This is a genomic window from Pseudomonas sp. Bout1 (genome assembly GCF_034314165.1).
GTDB lineage: Bacteria > Pseudomonadota > Gammaproteobacteria > Pseudomonadales > Pseudomonadaceae > Aquipseudomonas.
In genome coordinates, this window is record NZ_JAVIWK010000001.1 from 6,082,206 (window position 1) to 6,094,151 (window position 11,946).

Below are 11,946 nucleotides of genomic sequence, written 5' to 3' on the forward strand. Positions count from 1 at the left end.
AAAGGGAGACCCTCGGGTCTCCCTTTTTTTGTCTGCGATTTAATTCCGCTGTGCGCGTGTCACGTCCTTGGCTAAACTGCCGAATTCCTTGTCGAGAAGCTGCCCACCATGGTTCGTCTACTGTTCTGGATTGCCGTTATTGCCGCCGCGGTATGGTTTTGGCGCAAATTCAAAAGCCCGGCCGCCAAACAGCAACGGCCCAGCGAACCCGGCACTATCCAGATGGTTCGTTGCGCCCACTGTGGCCTTCACCTGCCGCAGGATCGGGCCTTGAGCCAACGCCAGGACTGGTATTGCACCCAGGCGCATCTTGAGCAGGGCCCGAAGTCTATCCAGCGTTGATTCGGCCTGCGGGTGCGTAAGGCGCCGGGTCAATGATCGGCTCACGCTCCAGCAACAAATCGGCAAACAACTGGCAGGACGCCGGCGCCAGTACCAGGCCGTTGCGGTAATGCCCGCAGTTGAGCCACAGCCCTTCAAACCCGGGCACCTTGCCGATATAGGGAATGCCTTCTGGCGACCCGGGCCGCAAGCCAGCCCAATGCCCCACCACTTCAGCATCGGCCAGGGCCGGAATCAACTCCACGGCAGAGGCTTTCAAGCTTGCCAGCGCGGAATCGGTGGGCGTCTTGTCGAAGCCTTCATGCTCCAGCGTGCTGCCGATCAGAATGTGCCCATCGCGCCGGGGAATTGCATAGCGGCCCTTGGCCAGGACCATGCATGACAAAAAGTCCGACGCGCATTTGTACAGGATCATCTGCCCCTTGACCGGTTCCACGGGCAACGCCAACCCCAGGCTACCCAGCAGCTCACCGCTCCAGGCACCGGCCGCAAGTACTACGTGATCGCCACGTATCGGCCCGAGTGCGGTATTCACCCCGACAACTTTACCGCCCTCCTGAATAAAGCCCTCAACCGCGCATTGTTCGTGAATCGTCACGCCTGGCAGGGCCAGCAAGGCTGCCTTGAGGGATTTGACCAGCCTTGGATTGCGCACATTGGCCACATCCGCCATGTAGATCGCCTGGGAAAACCCGGCCCCCAGGACCGGCACAGCATCATGGGCAGCTGATACATCCACCTTGCTTAACGGGCGCCTTTCACGGGCGGCCCAGGCGAGCGCCTCGGTTTCATCTTCCAGGTCCAGCCAATACAGGCCGGTGGTGTGAACTTCCGGATCGACGCCGGTAGCCGCGAACAAACGTTCAGCCAGTTGCGGGTAGAAGTCCTGGGACCAATGCGCCAATGCAGTCACCGCAGGGCTGTAACGCCACGGGTACAGTGGCGAAACAATGCCGCCACCTGCCCAGGAAGACTCCTGCCCGACCGCCGAGCGGTCCAGCAGTACAACCGACTGCCCTTGGGATGCCAGATTGAACGCCGTCAACAATCCGATTACCCCACCACCCACAACCACTATTTGCTGTTGTTTAGCCATTGTTCGATCCAGCCGATAAAAGAAAAAGGCACGCCCGGCGCCCAATCATGCAGCGTCGCCATCATTGCCCCCAGCACGCCGTGCGCGACGTTTCAGGCGCGGCTCCCGGATTGCTTCGTAAGCCGGTACTGCTCAGGCTGAAGGCGGCACAGGAATCACCTTCCATCACCGAGTCACTTGCAGGCGTGGCAAGCAGAGCGAAATCCTGAGGGTTCAATGCAGCAGTGATTCTATAGCGATCATTGCCGGCGATGACGCCAGTCGCATCAATAAAAGTGCCGTTCCTCGCGTAATAACGCTCAAGCTGCTGGGCTTGTTCGGTCAGCAACCCGGCGATTTGCGCGCGATAGACCTTTTTCATATGGCTGGTATATCCGGGATAGGCGACGCCCGCCAGGAGCCCGACGATCGCCACGGCGATCAATAATTCGATCAGGGTGAAACCAGTGCAATCCTTGCCCATCGTGCTGCTCACCTATTGAAGTTGCCGCCACATGATTCGTCGAAAACGCTCACCGGGTCCGCTGCCCACTCGCGCATACACAGACTCCAGGACGGAACGCGAGTGGCCACTGACTCCCACCGAGGTCACGCGATAAAGGTTTGCCTGGGTTTCTGCCGGAAGATGGGCGAGCCCCTTGGCCTGCCCCAGATTTTGAATACCGTAGAGGCCATTTTTCATCCCGACCCAGGTGACCGTAGAGACGGGGTTCGTTCCAGGCCCAACCACCGAAACCGACTCGGCAGGTGGCGCGCACGCGGCAGTCGAGCGGCAGGGAAGCCGCGCAAACCCAGGCGCCTGTACCACAGACTCGCCGAGCCTTAGGCCGCTTTCGGCCACCTGAAACGACTGGTTGCGCTGCCGGGTGCTGCCAGTAATTTTTTCTTGCGAAATTGCTCCGCGCATCGAAGCCAGCCCGAGAAGCGCCAACAGCAGCAGGAACACCAGACTGATCAGCAACACCATGCCTGCCTGACTTGAACGAGAGGGGTAATAACCCATGGGTGCTACTCCAGACGATTGCGCAGCGCCGCTACAACACTGTAGGTCTGGTCTTTAACCAACCCTTTTGGATCCTGAAGTGTCAGTAGAATCCGTACGCTGCGTATCAACGACTCATCGCCGGGGCTGGGGTCATATCGGGTGACAACCGTTGAGCCCTGCTTGTCGGCCACGCCGAAGCTGATGTCGAATGCCGCAACGTTATCCACGAGCACCGCCCTGCTCGGGGCCGCCAGTGTGCTGAACTTCAACTGATCACCCTCAAAGGTGTAAGTCAGCTTGCGCAGTGGCAAGCGCACTTGCCCGGGCGCCGGTGTTGGCGGGCCGCCCGCGTAGGCGTGGGCAGTACCGGTGCAATCGGAAAGCACCGCCCAGTCAGGCTTGCTGCCGCCCTCGCCCACGTCAGCGGTTATGAGTGTCAGGGACCGGGAGCCGCCCATGGCACTCCAGCCGATGGGACGATCAAACTCCACGGGGGCATTACTGATTGAGGCAGTGGCCAGGCAACCAAACATACCCACCTGGCGTATCTCCTGAATCAGCTTGCCCAGCACAAACCGTGCATCATCCTGCAACAGCGAAGCCGCGTTCTGACTGGCATAGGTGATTCGGGAACTGAGCGCAATCTGGGTCACGCCCATGATCAGCACCAGGCCGAGGGCCAATGCCAGCAGCATCTCCACCAGGCTGAAACCCCGATCAGGCGCTTTCATGGCAACACCCTCGGATCGACGGCAACCCGGCTGGTCAGGGTGAACGTTTCCCGGGCGCCTTGAGCCTTCGCTCCACGGGAGTCATCCCAGCTGATGCTGATGGTCACCTCTCGCTGACTGACCGAAACCGACCCCTTGGCACTTTCCCCGGCAAACCCTGCGATGTTGGCTTCGAAGTCGTGCAGGTCCAGGTCACGCACACTTGCAACCGAAGTGCCGGAAGACGCGCGCTCATTCTGCCCCCATGAGTAATCCACGCCAGAGTTGGCGCGAATCCGGTCGAGCATGTCGTACGCAATGAAACTGGCCTGACTGGTCATCCTGGAACTGTCGGCGTATTTCAGCGCATTGAGCTGAATCACCGCCGCGCCCAGCAGGCCGACTGCCAGGATCAGCACAGAGACCAGGACCTCGATCAGGGTCATCCCGGCTTGGGTCAGTTGAGGGCGAATCGTTAGGGGGCAAGCGTTCATTACCATCGTCATCCATGTCGAGGGTCATCAAAAAGCAGCGGGAAATCTGCCAAGCAACGCAAGACTAGCGCCGGTCTTGCCCGAGCGCTGCACCCCGGAACAAAGCGAAATACTTTGGACAGGATGGCCACCATTCGACGCATCAGCCTGGGCGCTATAACTATGTCTGCCACCCGGCACCCACTGAAAAAGCACACCGCGTCCACGGAGGGACGGCACATGAAACAAAGGGGTTTCTCGCTGATTGAACTGATACTGGGCCTGTTCCTGAGTGGCATCCTGGCCAATCTGGCAGTGCCCAGCTTGAAGGGGTTGCTTGAGTCGCAACGACGCCAGAGCGCCGCCGAATCCCTCGCTGGCGGGGTACGTTACGCCCGCACAGAAGCTATCGCACGCAACCGCACGGTGGTCATCCATGCACTGGACGATGACTGGAGCCTGGGATGGAGGGTGATACTGGACCTGAACGGACGCGGCCATCTGGACGACCACAATCCGGTGCTGCTGGTACACCAGGACAGCGGCCAGATACCGATTGTGGGGAATACGCCAGTCAGAACCCAGATACGCTTCAGCGGCCTGGGAGAACCGCTGCTGTCAGCAGGAGCATTCAGCGCCGGCACCGTTCACGTATGTGCAACGGACCAGCAACTGAGCCTGTATCAGATAGTACTGGCCGCCAGCGGGCGCATCAGCCTGCGCAGCAACAAGACCGAGCAGGCGCTGTGCCGGGGCTATGCCGGCACGCTTGGGCTCAGAGCAGCGAGCGAACCCGCAGCTCCTTGGGCATGGAGAAAGTGATGTTTTCTTCCCGGCCAGCCAGCTCATCAGCGCCGGTGGCGCCCCAAGCCTGCAGTTGCTGGATAACGCCGCGCACCAATACTTCCGGGGCCGAGGCACCCGCGGTGATACCGATGCGCTCGACACCGTCGAACCAGCTGCGCTGCAGGTCTTCGGCACCATCGATCAGGTACGCCGGAGTGGCCATACGCTCGGCCAGTTCGCGCAGGCGGTTGGAGTTGGAGCTGTTGGGGCTGCCCACAACCAGCACCACGTCGCATTCGTCGGCCAACTGTTTGACCGCATCCTGGCGATTTTGCGTGGCGTAGCAGATGTCGTCCTTGCGCGGCCCGCCGATGGCCGGGAAACGCGTACGCAGGGCATCGATGACGCGGCTGGTGTCGTCCATGGACAAGGTGGTCTGGGTAACAAAGGCCAGCTTTTCAGGGTTGTGCACCTGCAAGGCGGCGACGTCTTTTTCGTCTTCCACCAGGTAGATCGCGCCGCCATTGCTGGCGTCATACTGGCCCATGGTGCCTTCGACTTCCGGGTGACCGGCGTGGCCGATCAGGATGCACTCACGCCCGTCACGGCTGTAGCGCGCGACCTCGATATGCACCTTGGTCACCAGCGGGCAGGTGGCATCGAACACTTTCAGGCCACGGCCTGCCGCTTCAGTGCGTACCGCCTGGGAAACACCGTGGGCGCTGAAGATGACAATAACGTCGTCCGGCACCTGGTCCAATTCCTCAACGAAGATGGCACCGCGACTGCGCAGGTCCTCGACCACGAATTTGTTGTGGACGACTTCATGGCGCACATAAATCGGCGGCCCGAAGACTTCCAGGGCGCGGTTGACGATTTCAATCGCCCGGTCCACGCCGGCGCAGAAGCCACGGGGGTTGGCGAGTTTGATTTGCATGCTGTGCCTCGTGTCTTGCCCTGTAGGAGCGAGCTTGTGTGGTGAGGGAGCTTGCTCCCGCTGGGCTGCGAAGCAGCCCCAATCTGGGCAATCAAGACACGTCAGATGTATCTCGATGAACAGTTTGGGAGTGCTATGCACTCCAGCGGGAGCAAGCTTCCTCGCCACAACAGGCTCAGTCCTACAGTAGGCCGGTTTCGTTAATTACAGCGCTTTAACGTCGATGATTTCAACATCAAAGGTCAAGGTTTTCCCGGCCAACGGGTGGTTGAAGTCGATGGTCACTTGCGCGTCATCAAAGGCTTTCACCACACCCGGCAGTTCGGTATTCGCCGCATCGTTGAAGATCACCAACAAGCCTTCCGACAGTTCCATGTCCTGGAACTGCGAACGCGGGATGATCTGCACATTTTGCGGGTTGGGCTGGCCAAAGGCGTTTTCCGGCAGGATCTGCAGGTTGCGCTTGTCGCCGGCCTTGAAACCGAACAGGGCTGCTTCAAAACCCGGCAGCAGGTTGCCGTCGCCGACCTTGAAGGTCGCCGGAGCCTTGTCGAACGTGCTGTCGACCGTGTCGCCATTCTCCAGGCGCAATGCGAAATGCAAGGTGACTTCCGTGTTCTGGCCGATGCGTTGTTCAGCCAATACCTGTTCAGTCATGAACGGTCTCTCCGGTTTTCTTACTTTTGAACATATCCAACGCCAGCATGATTGCACCGACGGTGATGGCGCTGTCGGCAAAGTTGAACGCCGGGAAGTACCAGCGGTTCTGCCAATGCACCAGAATAAAGTCGATCACATGGCCCAGAGCGATGCGGTCGTACAAGTTACCCAGCGCGCCACCGAGCACCAGGGCCAGCGCCACCGCCAGCCAGGTGTCATCGCGCCCAAGGCGCTTGAGCCACACCACCAGCACGGCACTGACCACCACGGCGATCAGGGCAAACAACCAGCGCTGCCAGCCGGAGCTGTCAGCCAGGAAGCTGAACGCAGCGCCGGTGTTGTAGGCCAGGGTCCAGCTGAAGTAGTCGGGAATCACCACGATCTGCTGGTACATCTGCAAGGCGCCCTCGAAATGAGCTTTGCTGAGTTGGTCAATGACCAGCACCAGCACGCTCAACACGAGCAAGCCCAGGCGTCCAAAACGACTGGCTTCAGGCATAGTGACGAACCTCGCCAGCGCCGGTGATGTTGTCGACGCAACGACCGCAAATTTCCGGGTGCTCAGGGTTCACACCGACATCTTCACGGCAGTGCCAGCAACGGGCGCACTTGGCGAAGGCCGACTTGACCACTTTGAGCTTGAGACCCGGTACTTCGGTGGCCACGGCATCCGCAGGGGCCTGGGCAAACGGTGCCAGGCTGGCGGTGGAGGTGATCAGCACGAAGCGCAGTTCATTGCTCAACTTGGCCAGGTCGGCCGTCAGGCCTTCCTCGGCAAACAGTGTGACTTCAGCCTGCAAGTTACCGCCCACGGCCTTGGCCGCACGCTGCACTTCCAGCTCTTTGTTCACGGCAACCTTGACCGCCATCACGCCTTCCCAGTACTCACGGCCCAGTTCAAAGTCGGCCGGCAGTTCGGTCAGGCCTTCGTACCAGGTGTTGAGCATCACGGACTCGTTACGCTCGCCCGGCAGGTATTCCCACAGTTCGTCGGCAGTGAAGGCCAGGATCGGTGCGATCCAGCGCACCAGCGCTTCAGAGATGTGGTACAGCGCGGTCTGCGCCGAACGGCGGGCCTTGCTGTTGGCGCCGGTGGTGTACTGGCGGTCCTTGATGATGTCGAGGTAGAAACCACCCAGCTCCTGCACGCAGAAGTTGTGGATCTTGGAGTAGACATTCCAGAAGCGGTATTCGCCGTAGTGCTCTTGCAACTCGCGCTGCAGCAACAGGGTACGGTCCACGGCCCAACGGTCCAGGGCGAGCATTTCCTCAGCCGGCAGGATGTCGGTGGCCGGGTTGAAACCGGTCAGGTTCGACAGCATGAAGCGTGCGGTATTACGGATACGACGGTAGGCATCGGCGCTGCGGGCCAGAATCTGGTCCGACACGGCGATTTCGCCCGAGTAATCGGTCGAGGCTACCCACAGGCGCATGATGTCGGCGCCCAAGGTGTCGTTGATCTTTTTCGGCTCGATTACGTTTTTCAGCGACTTGGACATCTTGCGGCCCGTCTCGTCGACGGTGAAGCCGTGGGTCAGCAATTCGCGGTACGGCGCGTGGTTGTCGATGGCGCAACCTGTCAGCAGCGACGAGTGGAACCAGCCACGGTGTTGGTCGGAGCCTTCCAGGTACAGGTCGGCACGCGGACCGGTCTCGTGACCCATCGGGTGCGAGCCACGCAGCACATGCCAATGGGTGGTGCCCGAGTCGAACCACACGTCGAGGGTGTCGCTGATCTTGTCGTACAGCGGCGCGTCGTCGCCCAGCAGCTCGGCGGCGTCCAGCTTGAACCAGGCTTCGATACCTTCTTGTTCAACACGCTGGGCAACCACTTCCATCAGTTCGACGGTACGTGGGTGCAGCTCGCCGCTTTCCTTGTTCAGGAAAAACGGGATCGGCACGCCCCAGTTGCGCTGCCGGGAGATGCACCAGTCCGGGCGGTTGGCGATCATCGAGTGCAGGCGCGCCTGGCCCCAGGCCGGGACGAACTTGGTCTCTTCGATGGCTTTGATCGCGCGGTTACGCAGGGTCGCGCCACTGGTCGGCTCTTTGTCCATGCCGATAAACCACTGCGCGGTGGCGCGGTAGATCAGCGGGGACTTGTGACGCCAGCAGTGCATGTAGCTGTGCTTGATGGTGTCGGTTTGCATCAGTGCACCGACTTCACGCAGCTTGTCGATGATCGCCGGGTCAGCCTTGAAGATGAACTGGCCGCCAAAAAACTCCAGCGACGGCACATAAACGCCGTTGCTCTGCACCGGGTTGATGATGTCATCGTTAACCAGGCCGTACTTCTTGCAGATGACAAAGTCGTCCACGCCGTAGGCAGGCGAGCAGTGAACCACACCGGTGCCCGAACCCAGCTCAACGTAGTCAGCCAGGTACACCGGCGACAGACGGTCATAGAACGGGTGACGGAAGTTGATCAGCTCCAGCGCGGTGCCGGTCGTGGTGGCGATCACCGAGCCTTGCAGCTCGTAGCGCGCCAGGCAGGCTTCGACCATTTCTTCAGCGAGCACGAGCAGGCGGTCACCGACGTCCACCAGGGCGTAGGTGAATTCCGGGTGCACGTTCAACGCCTGGTTGGCCGGGATGGTCCACGGGGTGGTGGTCCAGATCACGATGGCGGCCGGTTTGCTCAGGCTTGCCAGGCCAAACGCCTGGGCCAGCTTGGCCTCGTCGGCGATCGGGAAGGCCACGTCGATGGTCGAGGACTTTTTCTCTTCGTATTCGACTTCCGCTTCAGCCAGGGCCGAGCCGCAGTCAAAACACCAGTTCACGGGCTTGAGACCCTTGAACACGAAGCCGCCTTTGACGATTTCGGCCAAGGCGCGGATTTCACCGGCCTCGTTCTTGAAGTCCATGGTCTTGTAAGGGTTGGCCCAGTCGCCCAACACACCCAGGCGGATGAATTCGGACTTCTGCCCTTCGATCTGCTCGGTGGCGTAGGCACGGCACAGTTCGCGGGTTTTATCGGCGCCCAGGTTCTTGCCGTAGGTCACTTCGACCTTGTGTTCGATCGGCAGGCCATGGCAGTCCCAGCCCGGAACATACGGCGCGTCAAAACCCGAAAGGGTTTTCGAGCGGATGATCATGTCCTTCAGAATCTTGTTCAGCGCATGACCGATGTGAATCGTGCCGTTGGCATAAGGAGGGCCGTCGTGCAGGACGAATTTCGGACGATCCTTGCCAATCTCGCGCAACTTTCCGTACAGGCCAATACTGTCCCAGCGCTGCAGGATCTGCGGTTCGCGCTGTGGCAGGCCGGCCTTCATTGGGAAGGCGGTGTCCGGAAGGTTTAGCGTGGCTTTATAGTCGGTCATTTAAGGCTCTTCATTAGCGATGGGCGCTAGGTGCGGCTAGTGCACGGGCGGCGGCGACATCCGCATTGATCGCCGTTTTCAACGCCTCCAGGGAGGCGAAACGCTGCTCTTCACGCAGCTTTTGGTGGAAAGCCACCGTCAAACGCCGGTCATACAAATCACCGGCAAAATCCAAAAGGTGAACTTCCAGGTGGGCCTTGCCATCACCTGCAACCGTGGGCCTGACGCCTATGTTGGCGACTCCGGGCCACGATTGGCCGTCGATGTCGACACTCACCAGGTAAACCCCGGTCAGTGGCACGCGACGGCGCTTGAGTTGCACGTTGGCGGTTGGCGTGCCCAGTTGGCGCGCCAGCTTCTGGCCGTGCAGGACCCGCCCGGCAATCCGGAACGGGCGGCCGAGCAAGCGCTCGGCCAAGGCGAAGTCGGCAGCGGCCAGGGCGTTACGTACCTGGGTACTGCTCACGCGCAGGCCGTCCAGTTCGACGGTTTGCGCGGCTTCGACGGTAAAGCCCTGGGTGACGCCGGCCTGTTGCAGGAAATCGAAATCGCCTACCCGGTCGCAACCGAAACGGAAGTCGTCGCCGACCTCCAGGTGCTGCACGCCCAGGCCATCCACCAGGATACGGTCGACGAACTCGGCGGCACTCAGGCTGCGCAAACGCTGGTTGAAAGCCAGGCAGAGCACACGGTCGACGCCTTCTTCAGCCAGCAATTGCAGCTTGTCCCGCAGGCGGGCCAGACGCGCCGGCGCCGTCTCCGGGGTAAAGAACTCACGCGGCTGTGGTTCAAAAATCACCACGCAGCTGGGCACGCCCAACTCAACCGCACGCTCACGCAGGCGGGCCAGGATAGCCTGGTGGCCACGGTGAACACCGTCAAAGTTGCCAATAGTGGCGACGCAGCCCCGATGCTGGGGGCGCAGGTTGTGGAGACCTCGAACCAGCTGCATAACGCGCTTCTTGCTCATAAAGTGGTCGATTATAACCACACCCGGCCCCGGACGACAGGCAACAGCGCAGGCCATTTGCGCGAATCGATAAAACAACCGTTTTATCGACGAAAACTCTCTAGTTCAGCGACTTGCGATTGAAATCCCGCAAACGGAAGCCCATGAGCAGCAACATGCCGAAGTACACCACTATGCCAGCGACCACCAACGCACCGAGGCGCATGAAGCGCTCCAGCATATGGCCTTGATCCCAGGCGGGCATGAAGTGCATCAGGCCCAGCAACACTGCAGCCATCGCGCCAACCGCCACCACCAGTTTGATGGCGAACGGGCCCCAACCGGCCTGAGGCTGGAACATTTTCTGTTTACGTAGTTGATAAAACAGCAGCCCGGCGTTGATGCAGGCACCTACGCTGATCGCCAGCGCCAGCCCGGCATGCTTCAGCGGGCCGATGAACGCCAGGTTGAGCAACTGCGTCACCACCAGGGTGAAGATCGCGATTTTTACCGGAGTACGAATGTTTTGTTGGGCATAAAAGCCCGGGGCCAGCACCTTGATCACGATAATGCCCAACAGCCCAACAGAGTAGGCAATCAGCGCGCGCTGGGTCATCGAGGCGTCAAACGCGGTGAACTGGCCGTACTGGAACAGCGCAACCGTCAGCGGCTCGGCGAGTAACCCCAGGGCCACGGCGCACGGCAGCACCAGCACGAAGCACAGCCGCAGGCCCCAATCGAGGATCCGCGAATACTCGTGGCGGTCTTTACTGGCGTAAGTGCGCGACAGCGTTGGCAGCAGGATGGTGCCAAGCGCCACACCCAGCACACCAGATGGCAATTCCATCAGACGGTCGGCGTAGTACATCCACGACACCGAACCCGATACCAACAATGAGGCAAAGGCGGTGTTGATGATCAGCGAGATCTGGCTGACGGAAACCCCAAGGATTGCCGGCAACATATTGCGCATCACCCGCCAGACGCCGGTGTCCTTGAGGTTGAGGCGCGGCAGCACGAGCATGCCGATTTTCTTCAGGTGCGGCAGCTGGTACAGCAATTGTGCCAGGCCACCGGCCAATACCGCCCAGCCCAGGGCCATCACGGGCGGATCGAAATACGGCGTGAGGAACAAGGCAAAAATAATCATGCTGACGTTAAGCAGGGTCGGCACAAACGCCGGCACCGAGAAACGGTTCCAGGTATTGAGGATCGCCCCGGCCAGGGAAGACAGGGAAATCAGCAATATATAAGGAAAGGTCACCCGCAACAGATCAGTGGTGAGGGCGAATTTTTCCGGCGTATTGGCAAAACCGGGGGCCGTGGCCCATATCACCCAGGGCGCGGCAAGCATCCCGGCGATGGTCACCAGCGTCAGCACCAACGTCAGTAAACCCGAAACATAGGCAATAAAGGTACGGGTCGCCTCCTCGCCTTGCTGGGCCTTGTACTCCGCCAGGATCGGCACAAAAGCCTGGGAAAAAGCCCCCTCGGCAAAGATCCGTCGCAGCAGGTTTGGCAGTTTAAAGGCAATAAAGAAGGCATCCGTGGCCATGCTGGCGCCAAAAATACGTGCCAGCAGCGTGTCACGCACAAACCCCAGAACCCGGGAAATCATCGTGATAGAGCTGACAGCGGCCAACGATTTGAGCAGATTCATTGAAAGAGTTTTTGCCTATAGATAA

Annotated in this window: 13 protein-coding genes; 2 read left to right on the forward strand and 11 right to left on the reverse strand. The window is 60.2% G+C overall.

The annotated features are described in order from the left end of the window. Positions 1–108: 108 nt before the first annotated feature. Positions 109–342, forward strand: a complete 234-nt coding sequence (locus RGV33_RS28165) for a PP0621 family protein (RefSeq protein ID WP_322147585.1) — start codon at positions 109–111, stop codon at positions 340–342. On the opposite strand, the gene thiO is transcribed toward RGV33_RS28165, so the two are convergent. The 5 genes from thiO to pilV form a co-directional block, all read right to left on the reverse strand. Next, a complete protein-coding gene (gene thiO, locus RGV33_RS28170) occupies positions 329–1,438 on the reverse strand; it encodes a glycine oxidase ThiO (RefSeq protein WP_322147586.1) in 1,110 nt (369 codons plus the stop codon). The genes RGV33_RS28165 and thiO overlap by 14 nt on opposite strands. Before the next feature lie 61 nt (positions 1,439–1,499). Then, positions 1,500–1,901 (reverse strand): type IV pilin protein, encoded by a 402-nt coding sequence (locus RGV33_RS28175; protein ID WP_322147587.1) that lies wholly within the window; start codon positions 1,899–1,901, stop codon positions 1,500–1,502. A gap of 12 nt (positions 1,902–1,913) precedes the next feature. After that, positions 1,914–2,441: a pilus assembly PilX family protein gene (locus RGV33_RS28180; RefSeq protein ID WP_322147588.1), complete on the reverse strand. Its 528-nt coding sequence runs from the start codon at positions 2,439–2,441 to the stop codon at positions 1,914–1,916. Positions 2,442–2,446: 5 nt separating this feature from the next. Further along, positions 2,447–3,154 (reverse strand): PilW family protein, encoded by a 708-nt coding sequence (locus RGV33_RS28185; RefSeq protein ID WP_322147589.1) that lies wholly within the window; start codon positions 3,152–3,154, stop codon positions 2,447–2,449. Further along, positions 3,151–3,627 (reverse strand): type IV pilus modification protein PilV, encoded by a 477-nt coding sequence (pilV, locus tag RGV33_RS28190; RefSeq protein ID WP_322147591.1) that lies wholly within the window; start codon positions 3,625–3,627, stop codon positions 3,151–3,153. Before pilV ends, RGV33_RS28185 begins: the two co-directional genes overlap by 4 nt. 219 nt (positions 3,628–3,846) lie before the next feature. Between pilV and RGV33_RS28195 the strand changes: the two genes are divergently transcribed. Beyond that, a complete protein-coding gene (locus RGV33_RS28195) occupies positions 3,847–4,428 on the forward strand; it encodes a GspH/FimT family pseudopilin (protein ID WP_322147592.1) in 582 nt (193 codons plus the stop codon). Here the strand turns inward: RGV33_RS28195 and ispH are convergent. The 6 genes from ispH to murJ form a co-directional block, all read right to left on the reverse strand. Next, positions 4,382–5,329: a 4-hydroxy-3-methylbut-2-enyl diphosphate reductase gene (ispH, locus tag RGV33_RS28200; RefSeq protein WP_322147593.1), complete on the reverse strand. Its 948-nt coding sequence runs from the start codon at positions 5,327–5,329 to the stop codon at positions 4,382–4,384. The genes RGV33_RS28195 and ispH overlap by 47 nt on opposite strands. 204 nt (positions 5,330–5,533) lie before the next feature. Beyond that, on the reverse strand, positions 5,534–5,971 hold the full coding sequence (fkpB, locus tag RGV33_RS28205) for an FKBP-type peptidyl-prolyl cis-trans isomerase (protein ID WP_003215879.1): 438 nt from the start codon (positions 5,969–5,971) through the stop codon (positions 5,534–5,536). Positions 5,972–5,978: 7 nt separating this feature from the next. Beyond that, complete coding sequence (gene lspA / locus RGV33_RS28210) at positions 5,979–6,488, reverse strand: signal peptidase II (RefSeq protein WP_322147594.1); 510 nt, start codon at positions 6,486–6,488, stop codon at positions 5,979–5,981. After that, the gene (gene ileS, locus RGV33_RS28215; RefSeq protein ID WP_322147595.1) at positions 6,481–9,312 is read right to left on the reverse strand and encodes an isoleucine--tRNA ligase; all 2,832 of its coding nucleotides are present in this window, start codon (positions 9,310–9,312) and stop codon (positions 6,481–6,483) included. The genes lspA and ileS overlap by 8 nt, the downstream gene beginning before the upstream one ends. A gap of 13 nt (positions 9,313–9,325) precedes the next feature. Then, positions 9,326–10,264, reverse strand: a complete 939-nt coding sequence (ribF, locus tag RGV33_RS28220) for a bifunctional riboflavin kinase/FAD synthetase (protein ID WP_076014011.1) — start codon at positions 10,262–10,264, stop codon at positions 9,326–9,328. Between the two features lie 118 nt (positions 10,265–10,382). Further along, positions 10,383–11,921: a murein biosynthesis integral membrane protein MurJ gene (murJ, locus tag RGV33_RS28225; protein ID WP_322147596.1), complete on the reverse strand. Its 1,539-nt coding sequence runs from the start codon at positions 11,919–11,921 to the stop codon at positions 10,383–10,385. Positions 11,922–11,946: the final 25 nt, after the last annotated feature.

Bases quoted from the DNA above. Each gene is read 5' to 3' on its own strand.
- RGV33_RS28180 (WP_322147588.1), bottom strand. From the start codon at position 2,441: ATGGGTTATTACCCCTCTCGTTCAAGTCAGGCAGGCATGGTGTTGCTG.
- lspA (WP_322147594.1), bottom strand. From the start codon at position 6,488: ATGCCTGAAGCCAGTCGTTTTGGACGCCTGGGCTTGCTCGTGTTGAGC.
- murJ (WP_322147596.1), bottom strand. From the start codon at position 11,921: ATGAATCTGCTCAAATCGTTGGCCGCTGTCAGCTCTATCACGATGATT.
- ileS (WP_322147595.1), bottom strand. From the start codon at position 9,312: ATGACCGACTATAAAGCCACGCTAAACCTTCCGGACACCGCCTTCCCA.
- RGV33_RS28165 (WP_322147585.1), top strand. From the start codon at position 109: ATGGTTCGTCTACTGTTCTGGATTGCCGTTATTGCCGCCGCGGTATGG.
- RGV33_RS28185 (WP_322147589.1), bottom strand. From the start codon at position 3,154: ATGAAAGCGCCTGATCGGGGTTTCAGCCTGGTGGAGATGCTGCTGGCA.
- thiO (WP_322147586.1), bottom strand. From the start codon at position 1,438: ATGGCTAAACAACAGCAAATAGTGGTTGTGGGTGGTGGGGTAATCGGA.
- pilV (WP_322147591.1), bottom strand. From the start codon at position 3,627: ATGAACGCTTGCCCCCTAACGATTCGCCCTCAACTGACCCAAGCCGGG.
- RGV33_RS28195 (WP_322147592.1), top strand. From the start codon at position 3,847: ATGAAACAAAGGGGTTTCTCGCTGATTGAACTGATACTGGGCCTGTTC.
- RGV33_RS28175 (WP_322147587.1), bottom strand. From the start codon at position 1,901: ATGGGCAAGGATTGCACTGGTTTCACCCTGATCGAATTATTGATCGCC.
- ispH (WP_322147593.1), bottom strand. From the start codon at position 5,329: ATGCAAATCAAACTCGCCAACCCCCGTGGCTTCTGCGCCGGCGTGGAC.
- ribF (WP_076014011.1), bottom strand. From the start codon at position 10,264: ATGCAGCTGGTTCGAGGTCTCCACAACCTGCGCCCCCAGCATCGGGGC.